General features: G+C 69.7%; 16 protein-coding genes and 1 riboswitch. Of the genes, 10 read left to right on the top strand and 6 right to left on the bottom strand.

The annotated features are described in order from the left end of the window. Positions 1 to 42: 42 nt before the first annotated feature. A complete protein-coding gene (locus LBW94_RS42260; protein WP_225062147.1) occupies positions 43 to 1,035 on the top strand; it encodes an NAD(P)-dependent oxidoreductase in 993 nt (330 codons plus the stop codon). A 38-nt stretch (positions 1,036 to 1,073) separates the two neighbouring features. On the opposite strand, the gene LBW94_RS42265 is transcribed toward LBW94_RS42260, so the two are convergent. Then, complete coding sequence (locus tag LBW94_RS42265; RefSeq protein ID WP_225062148.1) at positions 1,074 to 2,219, bottom strand: epoxide hydrolase family protein; 1,146 nt, start codon at positions 2,217 to 2,219, stop codon at positions 1,074 to 1,076. Between the two features lie 87 nt (positions 2,220 to 2,306). On the opposite strand from LBW94_RS42265, the gene LBW94_RS42270 reads away from it, so the two are divergent. Beyond that, entirely contained in the window at positions 2,307 to 2,960 is a 654-nt protein-coding gene (locus LBW94_RS42270) for a TetR/AcrR family transcriptional regulator (protein WP_225062149.1), read from the top strand. A 99-nt stretch (positions 2,961 to 3,059) separates the two neighbouring features. Here the strand turns inward: LBW94_RS42270 and thiC are convergent, their stop codons facing one another. After that, on the bottom strand, positions 3,060 to 4,715 hold the full coding sequence (thiC, locus tag LBW94_RS42275) for a phosphomethylpyrimidine synthase ThiC (RefSeq protein ID WP_225062150.1): 1,656 nt from the start codon (positions 4,713 to 4,715) through the stop codon (positions 3,060 to 3,062). Further along, positions 4,708 to 4,836, bottom strand: a riboswitch (TPP riboswitch). Its footprint overlaps the gene before it by 8 nt. 164 nt (positions 4,837 to 5,000) lie before the next feature. Here thiC and LBW94_RS42280 point away from each other — a divergent pair. Then, positions 5,001 to 6,500, top strand: coding sequence for a hypothetical protein (locus LBW94_RS42280; protein ID WP_225062151.1), 1,500 nt, complete (start codon positions 5,001 to 5,003; stop codon positions 6,498 to 6,500). A 27-nt stretch (positions 6,501 to 6,527) separates the two neighbouring features. Here LBW94_RS42280 and LBW94_RS42285 read toward each other — a convergent pair whose 3' ends face one another. After that, a complete protein-coding gene (locus LBW94_RS42285) occupies positions 6,528 to 7,163 on the bottom strand; it encodes a TetR/AcrR family transcriptional regulator (RefSeq protein ID WP_225062152.1) in 636 nt (211 codons plus the stop codon). 198 nt (positions 7,164 to 7,361) lie between these two features. Between LBW94_RS42285 and LBW94_RS42290 the strand changes: the two genes are divergently transcribed. Further along, entirely contained in the window at positions 7,362 to 9,194 is a 1,833-nt protein-coding gene (locus tag LBW94_RS42290) for an acyl-CoA dehydrogenase (RefSeq protein WP_225062153.1), read from the top strand. 90 nt (positions 9,195 to 9,284) lie between these two features. Further along, on the top strand, positions 9,285 to 9,923 hold the full coding sequence (locus LBW94_RS42295; protein WP_225062154.1) for a hypothetical protein: 639 nt from the start codon (positions 9,285 to 9,287) through the stop codon (positions 9,921 to 9,923). Between the two features lie 27 nt (positions 9,924 to 9,950). Here the strand turns inward: LBW94_RS42295 and LBW94_RS42300 are convergent, their stop codons facing one another. The 3 genes from LBW94_RS42300 to LBW94_RS42310 are packed head-to-tail and all read right to left on the bottom strand — an operon-like array spanning position 9,951 to position 12,413. Then, on the bottom strand, positions 9,951 to 10,790 hold the full coding sequence (locus LBW94_RS42300; protein ID WP_225062155.1) for an exodeoxyribonuclease III: 840 nt from the start codon (positions 10,788 to 10,790) through the stop codon (positions 9,951 to 9,953). Between the two features lie 26 nt (positions 10,791 to 10,816). Further along, the gene (locus LBW94_RS42305) at positions 10,817 to 11,812 is read right to left on the bottom strand and encodes a GNAT family N-acetyltransferase (RefSeq protein WP_225062156.1); all 996 of its coding nucleotides are present in this window, start codon (positions 11,810 to 11,812) and stop codon (positions 10,817 to 10,819) included. Beyond that, positions 11,802 to 12,413, bottom strand: coding sequence for a peptide deformylase (locus LBW94_RS42310; RefSeq protein ID WP_225062157.1), 612 nt, complete (start codon positions 12,411 to 12,413; stop codon positions 11,802 to 11,804). The genes LBW94_RS42305 and LBW94_RS42310 overlap by 11 nt, the downstream gene beginning before the upstream one ends. Positions 12,414 to 12,683: 270 nt before the next feature. On the opposite strand from LBW94_RS42310, the gene LBW94_RS42315 reads away from it, so the two are divergent. The 5 genes from LBW94_RS42315 (at position 12,684) to LBW94_RS42335 (ending at position 17,229) form a co-directional block, all read left to right on the top strand. After that, positions 12,684 to 13,046, top strand: a complete 363-nt coding sequence (locus tag LBW94_RS42315; protein ID WP_225062181.1) for a DUF3263 domain-containing protein — start codon at positions 12,684 to 12,686, stop codon at positions 13,044 to 13,046. Between the two features lie 26 nt (positions 13,047 to 13,072). Next, positions 13,073 to 13,687 carry a LytR C-terminal domain-containing protein gene (locus tag LBW94_RS42320; RefSeq protein ID WP_225062158.1) on the top strand — a complete coding sequence of 205 codons (615 nt, stop codon included), beginning with the start codon at positions 13,073 to 13,075 and terminating at the stop codon, positions 13,685 to 13,687. Between the two features lie 159 nt (positions 13,688 to 13,846). Beyond that, on the top strand, positions 13,847 to 14,542 hold the full coding sequence (gene sodC, locus LBW94_RS42325) for a superoxide dismutase[Cu-Zn] (RefSeq protein ID WP_225062159.1): 696 nt from the start codon (positions 13,847 to 13,849) through the stop codon (positions 14,540 to 14,542). A 13-nt stretch (positions 14,543 to 14,555) separates the two neighbouring features. Further along, on the top strand, positions 14,556 to 15,701 hold the full coding sequence (locus LBW94_RS42330) for a glutamate--cysteine ligase (protein ID WP_225062160.1): 1,146 nt from the start codon (positions 14,556 to 14,558) through the stop codon (positions 15,699 to 15,701). Between the two features lie 163 nt (positions 15,702 to 15,864). Beyond that, positions 15,865 to 17,229, top strand: coding sequence for a DUF5933 domain-containing protein (locus LBW94_RS42335; RefSeq protein ID WP_416277067.1), 1,365 nt, complete (start codon positions 15,865 to 15,867; stop codon positions 17,227 to 17,229). Positions 17,230 to 17,266 lie beyond the last annotated feature (37 nt).

Consider the following 17,266-nt stretch of genomic DNA (forward strand, 5'->3'; position numbering starts at 1 on the left):
GACCGGCCCCCGGCCCGGTGACGCCGGGTTAGCGTCACCGGCATGGACATCCTCGCCTTCGGCGTGCAGGCCGATGAGCAGCCGCTGCTGATCGACGCGCTCGGCGACCGGCACCGGGTGCGCTGCCTGTCCGAGTTCATGAGCCCGGACACCGCGCCGCTGGCGGCCGGGCACGAGGTGATCAGCACCGGCGTCAACGCCCGCCTCGACGCCGAGGTGCTGCGGGTGCTGGCCGCCGGCGGCACCCGGATGATCGCGCAGCGCTCCACCGGCTTCAACAACATCGACCTCACCGCCGCCGCGGAGCTGGGGATGACCGTGGCCCGGGTCTGCGAGTACTCGCCGTATGCGGTCGCGGAATTCGCCTGGACCCTGGCGACGGCGGTGAACCGGCGAATCGTGCGGGCGGTCAACCGCACCCGCGAATTCGATTTCCGGCTGGACGGACTGCTGGGCCGCGACGTGCACGGCAGCGTGGTGGGGGTGGTCGGCACCGGCAAGATCGGCGTGGCCTTCGCGCGCATCGCGCACGGCTTCGGCGCCCGCCTGCTCGGCTGGGATGTCGTCGAGAATGCTTGCTGCCGAGACGAATTGGGCATGGAGTACGTCGCCCTGGACCGGCTGCTCACCGAATCCGACTGGGTGTCGCTGCACGTCCCGCTGGTCCCCGACACCCACCACCTGATCGACAACACGGCCCTGTCCCGGATGCGCGACGACGCCATCCTGATCAACTCCAGCCGCGGCGGTCTGGTCGACGCCAACGCCCTGGTGGAAACCCTGCGCGCCGGCCGGTTGCGGGGTGTGGGCCTGGACGTCTACGAGGAGGAGACCGGCCTGTTCTACACGGACAAATCCCTGGCCGGCATCGCCGACGACACCCTGGCCCGCCTGATGACCTTCCCCAATGTCCTGGTCACCTCGCACCAGGCGTACTTCACCGCGACCGCGGTCGGCCAGATCGTGGCCGCCACGGCCGCGAACGTCGAGGACTATCTGGCCGGCCGCCACTCGGAGAACACGCTGGTTCCGTAACTCCGCGAACCCGCCACAGCGAAGCGGAGGCCGAGAACTCAGTCCAGGCTCCCGAAGAAGCTGCGGACGTCGGCGATCAGGACGTCGGTGGCCTCGTGCGCGGCGTAGTGCCCGCCCGCGTCGTTCGGGCCGCCGCCGGTGAGACCCGGGTCGTAGCTGTTCCAGGCCACGATGCGGGCATGGTCGCGTTCGGCGAAGCGCCGGATCGACCGGAAGTCGCCCGCGAACATCGCCAGGGCGGTCGGCGTGCTGGTCGGCCCCTGCGGATGTTCGGTGGCGTGCGCGTCCTCGTAGTAGAAGCGGATCGAGGATCCGGCCGTGCCGGTGAGCCAGTACAGCGCCACATTGCCGAGAATGAAATCCGGATCCAGCGATTCGCCGAACAGCTGCGCATTCCAGCCCAGCAGGCCGATCGGGGAATCGGTCAGCGCGTAGGCCAGGGTCTGCGGCTGCTGGCCGTGGAGGGTGTTGAAGGCCATCTTGTTGTCCAGGAACCATTGCAGATGCTGCAACGCGCCCTGATCCTCGGCCGACAGCCCCTCGAACTCCGCCGGATCGCCGGAGGGGAACGAGAACAGCTGGGTGACATGGACACCGGTCACCCGCTCCGGAGCCAGCCGGCCGAGCTCCGGCGCGATCATCGACCCGGCGTCGTTGCCGATCGCGCCGAAGCGCTGGTAGCCGAGCCGGTCCATGAGCTCGAGCCAGGCCCGCGCGGTGCGATAGCGGTTCCACCCGGTGCTGCGGGTCGGCCCGGAGAAGCCGAAGCCGGGCAGTGACGGCAGTACCACGTGGAAGGCGGGCGCCTGCGGATCCGCCGGCTCGGTGAGCGGCGCGAGCGCCTCCAGGTACTCCAGGATCGAACCGGGCCAGCCGTGGACGAGGAGCACCGGCGTGGCGTCCGCCCGGCTGGAGCGCAGGTGCAGGAAATGGATCTGCTCACCGTCGATCTCGGTGGTGAACTGCGGATACGCGTTCAGCCGCGACTCCAGGGCCCGCCAGTCGAACTCCTCGCGCCAGTACTTCGCCAGCGCGCGCACCCGATCGCCGGGCACGCCGTAGGCGTCGCCGACGCCGGGCAGTTCGTCCGGCCACTGCGCCCGGCGCAGCCGGTCGGCCAGATCGTCGAGGCGCACCTGCGGGATGTCGATGCGGAAGGGGCGGATCGCGGTCGTCGAGGTCATGTCGGGCTCTCCTTTGGAACGGAATGCTTTGTTCTGTTTCGACAATAACAGAACGGATCATTCCGTTTCAACTGCTAGGCTGGAGTCATGTCCGAGACAGCTGCCACTGCCGTGCGCAAGGGTCTTTCCGGCCGCAAGGCGGAGGCGGCCCGCAACGACGGGATCATCCTCGCCGCCGCCCGCGAGGTCTTCCTGGCCGACCCCTCCGCCCCGATCGCCGCCGTCGCCGAGCGCGCCGGCGTCGGCATCAGCGCGCTCTACCGCCGCTACTCCTCGAAGGAGGTGCTGCTGGGCACCCTGTGCCTCGACGGCCTGCGCCGCTACAACGCGGAAGCCGAAGCGGCGCTGGACAATCCGGACGACTGGCAGGCGCTGGTGGAATTCCTGGACCGGGTGGTGGCCGCCGACGTGCACTCCCTGACGGTCCGGCTCGCCGGAACCTTCACCCCCGGACCGGAATTCATGCCCGAAGTCCAGCACTCGGCCGAGCTGAACGAGCAGATCCTCGCGCGCGCACGGCGATCCGGCCGATTGCGGGCCGGAGTCACGGTCGCGGATCTGGGCCTGGTGCTGGAGGCATGCGCTTCGGTGGCGCTGCCGGACGCCGCCCGCGCCGCCGAACTGCGCCGCCGGGTGCTGACCCTGCTCGTCGACGGCCTGGCCACCGCGGGCGAATTACCCGGCCCCGCACCGGAACCGGGCGAATTCGCGCACCGCTGGCGATCCGGCGGCCCGGCCTGAAGCAGCCCTGCCCGGCCCACGGCGGAAACCGGGACCTGGCGGCGGTCCCGGCCTCCGCCGTGAGCCGGGCGGGGCGGTTTCAGGAGATCTCGTGCCCGCTCAGGAGACGACGGGCAGGTACACGTGGTTGCCCGCGCCGGCGAATTCCGCCGACTTCTCCGACATTCCGGCGGTCAGCGCCTGCTCACCGGTGAGGCCGTGCTTCTCGGCGTACTCCCGGACGTCGGCGGAGATCCGCATGGAACAGAACTTCGGCCCGCACATCGAGCAGAAGTGCGCGGTCTTGGCCGGTTCGGCGGGCAGGGTCTCGTCGTGGAAGTCGCGGGCGGTGTCGGGATCCAGCGACAGCGCGAACTGGTCGCGCCAGCGGAATTCGAAGCGGGCCCGGGACAGCGCGTCGTCGCGCTCCTGCGCCTGCGGATGCCCCTTGGCCAGGTCGGCGGCGTGCGCGGCGATCTTGTAGGTGATCACCCCGGTCTTCACGTCGTCGCGGTTGGGCAGGCCCAGATGTTCCTTCGGCGTGACGTAGCAGAGCATCGCCGTGCCGGCCTGGGCGATGATCGAGGCGCCGATCGCCGAGGTGATGTGGTCGTAGCCGGGCGCGATATCGGTGGCCAGCGGGCCGAGGGTGTAGAACGGCGCCTCCTCGCACCATTGCTCCTCCAGCCGGACGTTCTCCACGATCTTGTGCATCGGCACGTGGCCCGGACCCTCGATCATCACCTGCACGCCATGGGATTTCGCGATCCCGGTCAGCTCACCGAGGGTGCGCAGCTCGGCGAACTGCGCCTCGTCGTTGGCGTCGGCGATCGAACCGGGCCGCAGTCCGTCGCCGAGGGAGAAGGTGACGTCGTAGCGCGCCAGGATCTCGCACAGCTCGTCGAAATTCGTATACAGGAACGATTCGGTGTGGTGGGCCAGGCACCAGGCCGCCATGATCGACCCGCCGCGGGACACGATGCCGGTGACCCGCTTCGCGGTCAGCGGCACGTAGCGCAGCAGCACGCCCGCGTGCACGGTCATGTAGTCCACACCCTGCTCGCACTGCTCGATCACGGTGTCGCGGTACAGCTCCCAGGTGAGCTCGGTGGGATCGCCGTTCGTCTTCTCCAGCGCCTGGTAGATCGGCACCGTGCCGACCGGCACCGGCGAATTGCGCAGGATCCACTCGCGGGTCTCGTGGATGTTGCGGCCGGTGGACAGATCCATGATGGTGTCCGCACCCCAGCGGGTGGCCCACACCATCTTCTCCACCTCCTCGGCGATGGAGGAGGTGACCGCCGAATTCCCGATGTTCGCATTGATCTTCACGGCGAACTTCTTGCCGATGATCATCGGCTCGGATTCGGGATGGCGATGATTGGCCGGGATGACCGCGCGGCCTGCGGCGACCTCCTCGCGCACCAACTCGGCCGACACACCCTCGCGGGCGGCGATATAGGCCATCTCGGTGGTGACGATGCCCTGCCGGGCCCAGGCCAGCTGGGTCCGCGGTCCCGGGACCTGCGGCTTCGCCCAGCTCTCCCGGAGCTTCGGCAACCCGGCCTCGACATCGATGACGGCGGTGGAATCGGTGTACGGCCCGGAGGTGTCGTACACGTCGAAGTGGTCGCCGGTGGTCAATCCGACCCGGCGCACCGGGATACGCAACGCCGTGCCGTCGGCGTCGACGTCCCGGTAGTGCTTGACGCTGCCCTGAATGGGACCGGTGGTGACGGTGTCCACCCGGTCGGCCGCGACACGATTCGATGACATTCGAAATCCTCCCTACGCCGGCATTACCCGGTCAGGTTCGTACGGTCGACGGCCCTGATCCGCCCGTAGATGGGCTAGCCGTCCTCTCAGCCCGCTGGTGCGAGCCCCCGCTGCTTACTGCCGATATGAGGTTGTGGCCGTACCCGGAGGTACGCCCCTCGACGATACTCGGCCGCGACCCCGCGCCGCGACCGGTTCGGGATACCCGGTGCGGCCGCCGCCCGGCGGTAGCCTCACAGCACAGTGCGGCACGGCTACCCGAAAACGCGACGTAAGGCGGCGGAGATGTCAGCTGGTGACGAGTGGGGTGTGGTCTTTCCTGAGGTGGGCGGTTCCCGGTCCTCCACCGTGACGGGCGCGGCGATCCTGGCGGCGGCGGTGCGGGGCTGGGACCCGTACCAGGCCGACCGGATCGTGGCGGCGGGCAACTGGCGGACGGAATATCTCGACCACTATGTCGCGGTGACCGCGGCGGGCGCCCGCGGCGGCGCGCCGGTGCTCGGCATCGCCACCGACGGACTGGCCGCGATGCGCCGAATGCTGCACCACCGCGGCGATTCCGGCGAGGTCCCGCTCGACCGGCTGGACTGGCCGACCACCGTCACCGCGAAAACAGTGACGGTGCACGGGGAATCGAGTCCGGCCCGGGAACTGTCGGTGCCGTATCACGGCGGTCGGCTGAGCGGGTCCGCACTGCGCGACCAGCTGTGCCGGTGGCGCGATCTCGGCGTGGTGGAACCCGGATTCGCGGATGCGGTGCAGCGGGTGATCGACGACCCGTCGCTGCTGGCGCTGCCGGGCAGGCAGGTCGCGCTGATCGGCGCGGCCGCCGAGATGGGCCCGCTGGAACCGCTCAGCGAATGGGGTGCGGACGTGCTGGCGCTGGACGTGCCGATGCGCGCGGTGGCCGACCGGATCGCCGGTATCGCGCGCCGCGGTGCGGGCTCCGTCACTGTGCCGCAACGGGATTCGGACAGCGCGGCCGGACTGGACGTCGCCGCCGCGGTGGGCGAGGCCGGCGCCTGGATCCAGGCCGCCGCCGACAAGCCGCTGGTGCTCGGCATGTACGGCTACGCCGACGGCCCCCGCCACGTCACCCTCACCGCGGCCGCCGACCTGATCGCCACCCGATTGCTGGCGCAGCGGCCCGGCACCGCGCTCGCCTATCTCGGCACACCGACCGACGCCTATCTGGTACCCGGCGACATCGTCGACGGCACCCGCCCGCTGCCCGGCCGCGGCGGCCGGCTGACGGCCGCGACCTGCGACGGCCTGCGCACGATCAGCCGCGGCCGGATGGGACGACGGGCCTATCCGGTCACCCACGCCGGTCCCGGTGGCTCCCGCTGGGGCGTCGCCGACATGATGCTGCCGATGCAGGGCCCCAATTACGCGCTGGCCAAACGATTGCAGCGGTGGCGGGCGCTGACCGCGACCGCCGCCGGTCATCCGGTCTCGATCACCGTGGCCCCGGCCGCCTGGACCCGCTCGGTGACCAGGAATCCGACCTTCGAGATCGCCTACTCCGGCGCCGAATTCTTCGGGGTGCAGATCTTCCCGCCCGACACCGCGCGCTACCTGATGGCCGCGAAACTGGTCGCCGACCTGGCCGCCCCCGTCCCGGACCGGGACGGCCAGCCGGAGGCCCTGCTGTACGCCGACGCCGCGCACGGCGGCTTCTGGCGGCAGCCCTACGACCCGAAATCGGTACTGCCCCTGGTCGCCGCCCTCGGCCTCGGTGCCCGCGGCAGCCGGGCGGCACGAAAAATCCTCGGGCGCAGCTGATTTCCCGCACACGGCCGCCCGGCCGATTCAGGCGTGCCGCAGTGCGCGGTAGACGGCGGTGCCGACCAGGGTGCCCAATTCCGCTGTGTCCCAGTCGGTGTCACCGGCGAGCAGGGTGCGCACCGCACTCTCGCCCGCCGACACCCACAGTTCGACCAGGGCCGGGAGTTTGCGTTCGGCGTCGACGGTGCCCCACGCCCGCAGCGTGGGGCGCAGTCGCCGGGTGCAGCGTTCGACGGCCAGCCGGCGGCCGCGGCCGAACGAACCCGCGACCGCCGGATCCGGATTGCCGTACAACAGTTTCCAGGTGTCCGGCCGCGCCGACACGGTGTCCAGCAGTGCTCGGAACCCCTCCACGAACACCGTCTCGTCGGCCTCGACGCGCCGCCGCGGCAGGGCCCCGGTGATACCGCGGACCAGATACTGTTCCTCCCGCCGGATCAGCGCGTCGATCAGCTCGACGCGGTCGGCGAAGCAGGCGTACACCACCGGCCGGGTGACCTGCATGCGCTCGGCGACCGCGGCGATGGTCACGGCCGCGATGCCCTCGGAGACGGCGATCTGCAAGGCGGTGTCGAGTACGTGCGGGCGCCGGCGTTCGGGGCCCAGGTGTTGTGCCCGTGCCCGCGGCCGCACCACCGCGTCCGAGCCCGTGCCAGCCATGCGCTTCAAGATATCAGCGGGAGGTTTCCCGCGTCCTCGCACCGAGGGCAAGGCGAGTTCGGGCAACATTCGGCCAATATTGGATAACCGCAGGTCGGCAATGCTGCTCCTTACGGTTGCGTAGCCCAGGGCAAATACGGCAACCTCCTCGAAGGGGATACCACGAGGGCGACATCACCGGGACGGCGAGGAGACGACGTGGGCCACTACAAGGCGAATCTGCGCGACATCGAGTTCAATCTGTTCGAGACGCTCGGGGTCGACGCGGCGCTGGCATCCGGCCGGTACGGCGATCTCGACACCGCCACCGTGCACAGCATGCTGGCCGAGGTGCTGCGGCTCGCGGAGGGGCCGGTCGCGGAATCCTTCGTCGACGCCGACCGGCACCCGGTCCAGTTCGACGCCGAGCACCACACGATCATCGTGCCGGACTCGATGCGCAAGACGGTGTCCGCGATCAACGAGGCGGGCTGGTCGGCGCTGGGTATGCCGGCGGAGATGGGCGGCGTCGAGGTGCCGCCGCCGGTGGTGTGGGCGGTGCAGGAGATGCTGGTCGCCGCGCACAATGCCGCGAGCTTCTTCAACATGGGCCCGGCCCTGCACCGGGTGCTGCATCTCGAGGGCACCGAGGAGCAGCAGCGCTGGGCCACCCACGCGTGGGAGAATCGTTGGGGCGCAACGATGGTGCTGACCGAGCCCGACGCCGGCTCCGACGTCGGCGCGGGCCGCACCAGGGCGGTCGAACAACCCGACGGCACCTGGCACATCGAGGGCGTCAAACGCTTCATCTCCGGCGGCGACCTCGGCGACACCGCCGACAACATCCTGCACCTGGTGCTGGCCCGCCCCGAGGGCGCCCGGCCCGGTACCAAGGGCCTGTCGATGTTCGTGGTGCCGAAGATCCGCTTCGATCCGGCGACGATGGAACTGGGCGAGCGCAACGGCGTCTACGTCACCGACCTGGAGCACAAGATGGGCATCAAGTCCTCGCCCACCTGTGAATTGACCTTCGGCGCCGAGCGGCCCGCGATCGGCTATCTGGTCGGCGCGGCGCACGACGGGATCGCGCAGATGTTCGAGGTGATCGAGGGCGCCCGCATGATGGTGGGAGTGCTGTCGGCCGGCACCCTGTCCAGCGGCTACCTGAATGCCTTGGAATACGCCAAGATCCGGGTGCAGGGCGCGGATCTCACCGCGATGACCGACAAGTCGGCGCCGCGGGTGACCATCAGCCATCATCCGGACGTGCGCCGCAGTCTGATGTTGCAGAAGGCCTACGCCGAAGGGTTGCGGGCGCTGTACATGTACTGTTCGGCATATCAGGACGCGGAGCTGGCCGCCGCGAACTTCGGCGCCGACGCCGAAATGGCCGTGCACGTCAACGATCTGCTGCTCCCCATCGTCAAGGGCGTCGGATCCGAGCGTGCCTACGAGGCCCTCACCGAGACCTTGCAGACCTTCGGCGGTTCCGGCTATCTCCAGGACTATCCGATCGAGCAGTACATCCGGGACGTGAAGATCGACTCGCTGTACGAGGGCACCACCGCGATCCAGGCCCAGGACTTCTTCTTCCGCAAGATCATTCGCGACAACGGCCGCGCGCTGGCGCACATCGCCGGGCTGGTGCAGCGGTTCGCGGAGACCCCGCTCCCGGACGACCGGCTGAAAACGGAGCAGGCGCTGCTGAGTGCGGCCCTGTCGGACGTGCAGGCCATGGTCTCGGTGCTGACCAAGTATCTGGTGCTCTCGCAACAGGATCCGGAGGAGATCTACAAGGTCGGCCTCGGTTCGGTGCGCTTCCTGCATGCCGCCGGCGAACTGGTGATCGGCTGGCGGCTGCTGGAACAGGCGAAGGTGGCGCTGGCCGCCCTCGACGGGCAGCCGTCGGAGAAGGACCGGCTGTTCTACACCGGAAAGGCCACTGTCGCCTCATGGTTCGCCAAGAACCGGTTGCCGCTGCTCAGCGGCGTGCGGGCGGTACTGGAGACGCTCGACGGCGACATCATGCGACTGGACGAGGCCGCGTTCTGACAGACGTTCCGACAGACGTTCCGACAAACCCTCCGGCAGAAGGCATTTTCGCTCTGGTGTAAAAACGGTCGCGGGCGGTACAACTACAGCATGGTCTTCCCGGTGGCCTTCGGCTGGATTCAAGTGCTGCTCATCGCCATGGTGGTGCTCGCGCTCGCATTGTTCGTTCTAGGGTTCTTCCGCATGCGCAAGGTCGGCCGGGGCGCGCTCGCCCGGCACGGCTCGGGCGGCATCGTGCTGATCCTGATCGCCGGCGTGGTGCTGTGGGTCACCACCCTGCTCCAGGCGTATCTCGGCCTGACCGGCGAGGTGAAGGCCGCGCACGTGGTCGCCGCGCCGGTCGCGGGCACGCCGCACACCCTGGATGTGGACCTCACCCTGTACGGCGATCGCGGGCACGGCGATCTGCACCAGAAGTACCGCGTCGAGGGCGACATGTGGGTCTTGCAGGCCGACATCGTCGAATTGCAGCACTGGGTCAACACGGTCGGCTTCCACTCCGGCTACCAGGTGACCCGGCTGTTCGGTGAGCGTCTCGACGGGGTCGCCGTGAAGCAGAACCAGATCTTCGTCGGCGGCAGCGACGCGAACTTCTTCGCCGACATGCAGCAGCACTCCTGGTACACCAAGCCGTTCGTGCGCTCGGCCTACGGCAACGCGGTCATCGCCACCACCGGCAGCTGGGACGTGTTCATCTCGCAGGACGCGATCAAGACTCGTCCAGCCTGAATCATCGCCTGCGACAACATGATTCGATCAGCCCGGGACGATATCTCCGGGCTGATCGGTGAATTCGGCAACGACCGGGGCATGATCGCTGGCGCCCTTGCCCTTCCGCTCCTCGCGATCGACCGACGCGTCGGTGACGCGCGCGGCCAGTGCGGGGGAGGCGAGGACGAAGTCGATGCGCATGCCTTCCTTGCGGGGGAAGCGCAGCTGGGTGTAGTCCCAGTAGGTGTAGACCCCGGGGCCGGGTGCGAACGGCCGCATCACGTCGGCGAACCCGGTCGTCACGACCGCCTCGAAGGCATCCCGTTCCGGTTGTGACACATGGGTTTTCCCGGTGAAGAACTCCGGCGACCAGACGTCGTCGTCGGAGGGCGCGATATTCCAGTCGCCCACCAGGGCGATCCGGGCGTCCGGCTCGGCGGCCAGCCACTGCGCGCCGGCCTGTCGCAGGGCGGCCAGCCACTCCAGCTTGTAGGTGTAGTGCGGATCGGCGAGCGCGCGGCCGTTGGGTACGTACAGGCTCCAGACCCGCACCCCGCCGCAGCGGGCGCCGATCGCCCGCGCCTCCACCACCGGCGCGCTCAGCAGCGAATCGGCCGCGTCCTTGTCGAATCCGGGCTGCCCCGGGAAACCGATCTCGACGTCGTCGAGGCCGATCCGGGAGGCGATCGCCACCCCGTTCCACTGGCTCAGCCCGATGTGCGCCACCTCGTATCCGGCCTCGGCGAACGCCTCGGCCGGGAACTGGTCGTCGCGGCACTTGGTCTCCTGGATCGCCAGCACGTCGATGTCGGCGCGGTCCAGCCAGGCCAGCACCCGGTCCAGCCGGGACCGGATCGAATTCACGTTCCAGGTTGCCAACCGCATCTACGGGTGCCCCGCCTTCCTCCGGCTCACGGTGCTGTCGGTGCAGCGTAGCGGTAGCCGTGATGGTCCAGGAAACCCATGTCGCGGTACAACTCCAGGGCCGCGTGGTTGTCGGCCTCCACCTGGACGTAGGCGTGCGTGGCGCCGTGTTTGTGGCCCCAGCGCAGCAGTTCCGCGCAGACCAGGGTGCCCAGCCCCCGGCGGCGGTGCGGGGCGGCGACCGTTATGCAGGTGAGCCCCACCCAGATCCGGCCGTCCGGCGCGGTGGTGACCGCTCCGCGGCCGATCGCCAGCGGATTGGGCAGGCCCAGCGCCGCGAAGCCGACGATGCCGTCGCGCACCGCGGTGAGCACCGCCTCGTCCGGTTCCGGCGGGGCCACGTCGACCGCGTCCTCACCCGAGAAGCGGCGCAGTTCCAGCCATTCCGGCGTGGGCGCCGGGTCCACCCGGACCATCGCCGGGCCCTGTGGCAGCACCACATTATCGATGTCGACGCCCAGCACCCGGGTCTCGCCCCAGACGTGCCAGTGCGGCGGCACCGGCGCCAACCGGTCCGGCAGCCGCAGCCGCAGCGGCAGACTGTGCCCGGAGTACCAGAGGTCCAGCCGCAGCAGCACGTTCTGGTCCAGCACCGAGGCCGGGCCGCCGGTCTCCGGATCACCGAGCGGCACCGCGGAATTGGCTCGCCCGGTGTAGCCGTGGCCGGCCGACGCCAGCCAGCCGTCGATGCGCTCGCGCTCCACCCCGGGCCAGCCGTCGGCCGCCGCCGCCTCCAGCGCACGGATCTCGCGGGTGCGAACCGGCCTGGGCCCCACGGCTTTCAGCGCCACGATCTGCGCGGGGTCCAGGGTGATCACGGCGTCGTCGGCGGTGCGCACGGTCGGCGGATCCCAGCCGATCAGCACGCCGATCACATCGGTGAACCGCTGTGGCTGTCCGGGCGGCAGCCGATAACGCACCACCACCCGGTGGCCGAGCGGATTCTCCTCGGACATCGGATCGCCGGAGGGATCAGTCGTCATGCCCGAACGGATCCGGCACCGTGCCCGGCACCCAGCTCAGACCGGGCTGCCCCCAGCCGTTGCGCTTGATCGCCTTCTTCGCCGCGCGGGCGTTGCGGCCGATCAGCACGTCCACGTACAGATAGCCGTTCAGGTGGCCGACCTCGTGCTGGAGCATGCGGGCGAAGAAGCCCCGGCCCTCGATCGTGACCGGCTCGCCCTTCTCGTCGGTGCCGGTGACCCGGGCCCAGTCGGCGCGCCCGGTGGGGAACTGCTCACCCGGCACCGACAGGCAGCCCTCCTCGTCGTCGTCCGGATCGGGCATCGTCTCCGGGATCTCCGAGGTCTCCAGCACCGGGTTGACCACCACGCCGCGGCGGTGGGTCACGGCGCCGCCCCCGGCGCCGGGGTCCGGGCAGTCGTAGACGAACAGCCGCGGGGACTTCTCGTCCTCGTGTTCGATGACCACCTGATTGCCGGCCAGGCCCACGCCGTGGGCGGCGTCCATGGTGTCGTACATGTCCGCGATCAGCTGGGCCAGCTCGTCCGGTGACGCGGTGACCGTATGGGTCGGGGAGTTCAGCACCGGGTCGCCGACGATGCGGATCGGGAGAATCGCCATAAGTGCTCACTCTACTGAGCTGCGGTGGGGAGCCCGAATTCGCCGGAGCGAACCGAACCGCCGGGCCCCGGCCGACCCGGCGCGGGACACGCCGGGAGGATCCGGGTCCGTGCGTTTTCGTGATTCAATGGGCGGCAACGTATCGGTCTGGTGGTTCTACGGCGAGGGAGCGATATGGACGGCGCAGCGGCTCGGAGTCTTTCCGTACCGGGTCTTTCCGTACCGGGTCTTTCCGTACCGGACGGCAATCCCGCGGACTCCGCCGAGGCGATCGCGGCATCGGCCGGGCAGGCCGACTCCGCCGGGTCCGGGTCCGGGGCCGGGTTCGAGTCCGAGTCCGAGTCCGAGTCCGAGTCCGAGTCCGAGTCCGGGTTCGAGTCCGGCGGCCTCAGCCGGCGCGAGCTCGACATCCTGGCCTTCGAGCGCAAGTGGTGGAAGTACGCCGGCGCCAAGGAGGAGGCCATCCGCGAGCTGTTCGGCCTGTCCGCCACCCGCTACTACCAGGTGCTCAATGCCGTGGTCGACCGTCCCGAGGCGCTCGAGGCCGACCCCATGCTGGTCAAGCGGCTGCGCCGGTTGCGGACCAGTCGCCAGAAGTCCAGGGCGGCACGCAAGCTCGGCTTCCAGGCGTGATGCAGGTGGCTACTAGGGTTGATCCGGTGAGCACCCCGAATCCACCGTCCGGTGGACCGCCGCTGCGTGCGCTCGCGATGGTGCTGATCGCCCTGGCCATCGTGTTCGCCGGTCTCGGCGCGATGTCGCTGTCCAAGTCCGAGTCCGAGGGTTCGCAGACCGCCACGGTCGCGCCGGCCACCTCCTCGGCGGTCGCGGCCTCGCACCCGGCGGCGTCCGCCGCCGCCTCGTCGGCGGCCCCGGTGGTGACGTCCACCACAACCACGGAGTCGTCCCCGGCCGCCGAGGCCGCACCCACCGGCACGCCCGCCCCGGCCACCACCACCGCACCGCCCGCCGGCGCGACTTCGGCTGCGCCGGTGGACAAGTCGGTCCCGGTGCGGGTGCTCAACAACAGCACCATCGCGGGCCTGGCCGCCAAGACCGGCAGCCAGCTGACCTCCGGCGGCTGGAACGTCACCGAGACCGGCAACTATCCCGACGGTGTGGTGTCGCGTACCACCGTCTATTACGGCAGTTCCCCGCAGGAGAAGGCGGCGGCCCAGGCCATCGCGAACGACCTGGGGGTCACGGCCGAGCCGCGATTCGCCGGAATCGCCGACTCGCCGCCGGGTGTGATCGTGATCGTGACCGGCAACTGAAACACTGGTCGCCGGGTACCCGGCCGGCATCGGGCCTCGGCTCACCGCCGGGTGAGCCCGTGCGCGGGCGGCATAACGGCTCTGGCATCATCTTGTCCCGTAACGAATCCGATCATGCAGCTCTACTCGTAAACTCGGTACTCGTAAAGGAGTTCCCCGATGGCCCTGTCCACAATTCGTCGCCCCTCCTGGTGGACTGTGACCCCGGTGCTGGCGGTCGCGGTGCTCGGCCTCGCGGCCTGCTCCAACAGCCAGGAGTCGAGTGACGTCAAGGGCACCACACCGCCGGTGTGGACGGGTGCCACGGCCCCGAGCGGCGCCGCGACGGCGTCGGGTGAGCAGGCCCCCGGTGGCGCCAATCCGGCCGATTCGCTGAAGGCCGACCTCAAGGACGCCTCGGGCGCGAGCGTCGGGACCGTGACCATCGTGAAGTCGGGCACCCACCTCGAGCTCACCGTCGACGCGCACGGCCTCAAGCCCGGTTTCCACGGCATGCACTTCCACGCGAACGGCAAGTGCGAGCCCAATTCGGTGGCGCCGACCGGCGGCCCGGCGGGCGACTTCCTCTCCGCCGGTGGGCATCTGCAACTCGGCGACACCATGACCAAGCCGGCCAGCGGCGACCTGACCTCCCTCGAGGTGCGGCAGGACGGCACCGCGAAGCTGGTCACCACCACAGATTCCGTCACGCTGGACGATGTGAAGGGCAAGGCCCTGATCATCCACGCCGGTGCGGACAACTTCGGCAATATTCCGAGCCGGTACACGCAGGCCGGTGGCGCCAGCGGACCGGACGCCGAGACCATGGCGACCGGTGACGCGGGCGCCCGGGTCGCCTGCGGCGTCGTCGGGTAACAGGGGGAGAGCTATGGGCGGGGCAGGCTTGCACACGGTTCACTGGAACAGCTCGCCCCGGCCCACCCTGGGCGTCGAATGGGAGATCGCGCTCGTCGACAAGCGCACGCGCGATCTGTCCAACACCGCGGCCGAGGTCTTCGACGCGGTCGGCGACCTGCGCGCCACCGACGGCCGTCCACAGGTCACGAAGGAGTTGTTGCGCAACACCGTCGAGATCGTCAGCGGCATCCACGACACCGTCGCCGAGGTCGTCGACGATCTGTCCGGCACCGTGGACGCCGTCCGGCGCGCGGCCGATCCGCTCGGTGTGGATCTGTTCTGCGCCGGTACCCATCCGTTCGCGCAGTGGTCCACCCAGCAGCTGACCCGCTCGGAGCACTACGACGAGCTGATCGAGCGCACCCAGTGGTGGGGCCGGCAGATGCTGATCTGGGGTGTGCACGTCCATGTGGGAATCTCGCACCCGGACAAGGTTTTCCCGATCCTCAACCATCTGCTGCTGGCCTACCCGCATCTGCTCGCGCTGTCGGCCTCGTCGCCGATGTGGTCCGGCCTGGACACCGGATACGCCAGCAACCGGGCGCTGATGTTCCAGCAGCTGCCCACCGCCGGATTGCCGTTCCAGTTCGAGAACTGGACGCAGTTCGAGGCTTTCGTGCACGACCAGCTCAAGACCGGCGTGTTCGAACAGCTCGGCGGTATGCACTGGGATATCCGCCCGGCCCCGAAATGGGGCACCATCGAGGTCCGGGTGTGCGACGGAATCTCCACGCGCGCAGAGCTTTCCGCGCTGGTGGCGCTGATCCACTGCCTGGTCGTGGACATCGATCACCGGGTCAGCGCCGGTGAGACATTGCCCACTATTCCGCCGTGGCACGTCCAGGAGAACAAATGGCGCGCGGCCCGCTACGGGCTGGACGCGATCATCATCACCGACGCCGCCAGCAACGAGCGGCTGGTCACCGACGATCTGGCCGATCTGCTCGGACGGCTCGAACCCACCGCGAAACTGCTCGGCTGTGAGAAGGAACTGGCGCTGGTGGCGGAGATCCCGCAGCGCGGCGCCTCCTACCAGCGGCAACGCCGGGTGGCGGCGGCCGCCCAGGGTGATCTGATCGCCGTCGTCGACGCGCTGGTCAAGGAACTCGACGCCTGACGGGCGGCCCTCCGCACTACAGCCCGGTCTCTCTCGCTCCGATCCGGCCATGGTCACGATCGGGTGCGTTCCGTAACCGCCGGTACACCGGCCGTTGCCGTTCGGTAGTCGCTGATTCAGCTGCCCAGAGGGGTGGCGTTCATCGTATGTTTACTATGGTCGAGTGCTTCTCGACGACACCCGCTCCGATCTCGGTGGTGTGGCTCGCCGTGGTCGGCTCCGGTTGCCGTCGAGGCGGCTACTGGTCGTCGCCGCGGTCGCCGCTGTCCCGATCCTGCTGATCGCCCTGCAACTGGTGGCCGCCCGCCGCGGCTTCGAAGGTCCGTTGCAGAGTCTGTGGTCGGATTACACGGGCGTACCCGAATCCGTCTCGGTGCCGTGGGCCGGCCTGGCGCTGGCGCTGATCGGATTGTCCTGGCGCCGGCGGTTTCTCACCCTCGGCGCGGCGATCGCTCTGGACGCGATCTACGCGGTGGTCCGGGTGCTGCTCGGCGGGCCGCTGACCTTCGGCAACGGTCCGGTGCTGGCGCTGACCGGGCTGGCGCTGGTGGCCTGGCTCGGCTGGGAGGGCCGCGACAAGCGCAACGCCCTGCACGCCGCCGCCCTCGGCGCGCTGCTGGTGCTCGCCACCAAGGTGGGCGACGTCTGGTTGCACATCACCGTGCTGGCGGGCCCGCGGGTGCTGGATCGCTATGTGGTGCTGGCCGATCACGCCTTCGGCGAACCGTCGTGGCTGCTGGGCCGGGCGGTCGCGGCGCTCGGGCCGCAGGTGTACGCGGTACTGCACTGGGTGTACATCGAACTGCCGGTCGCCGCGATGGTGGTCGCGGTGTGGCAGCTGCGTCACGTGGTGAAGACCGGGGTGTGGCCGCGGCACTATCTGGTGCGCACCTTCCTGACCGTCGGGCTGCTCGGCCCGGTCATCTATGTGCTGTTCCCGGTGGTGGGCCCCGTGTTCGCCTTCGGCGCCGACGGCCACGGCCTGCAACTGGGCAACTACTGGCCGCATGTGGTGCCGCCGCTGGACCACGCCCCCGCCGCGTTGCCGTTCGACACCTTCACACCCCGCAACTGCATGCCCTCGATGCACACCGCCTGGGCCACCTCGCTGTTCCTGCACTCCCGCCGCGATACCGACGGTTCCCCGGCGCCGCGCTGGCTGCGCTGGGGTGGCGTCTTCTGGGTGGTGTGCACGCTGTCGGCGACCCTCGGCTTCGGCTACCACTACGGCAGTGATCTGGTCGCGGGCTTCGTGCTGTGCCTCACCGTCGAATCCGCGCTGCGCGCCCCGGAACGCGGCTGGGACCGCACCCGGGTCACCCTGGTCGCCGGGGGAGCGACCCTGCTGGCCGGCCTGCTGCTGTCCTATCGGTTCCTGGCCGTGTGGATGTCGCAGCACGCGCTGCCCGCCGGGGTCATCGCCGTCGGCCTGGTCGCGGGGTACGCCTGGGCCTTTCACGCGGCCTGGTTCGCCCGCCCCCGCGTCGCCGAGCCGCCGCTGCCGGTCCAGCCCGCTCACGCCGGCTGAGCCGCGCGATCATCCGGCTGAGCCGTGCGATCATCCG

It is taken from the genome of Nocardia sp. alder85J, from assembly GCF_020176955.2.
GTDB lineage: Bacteria > Actinomycetota > Actinomycetes > Mycobacteriales > Mycobacteriaceae > Nocardia.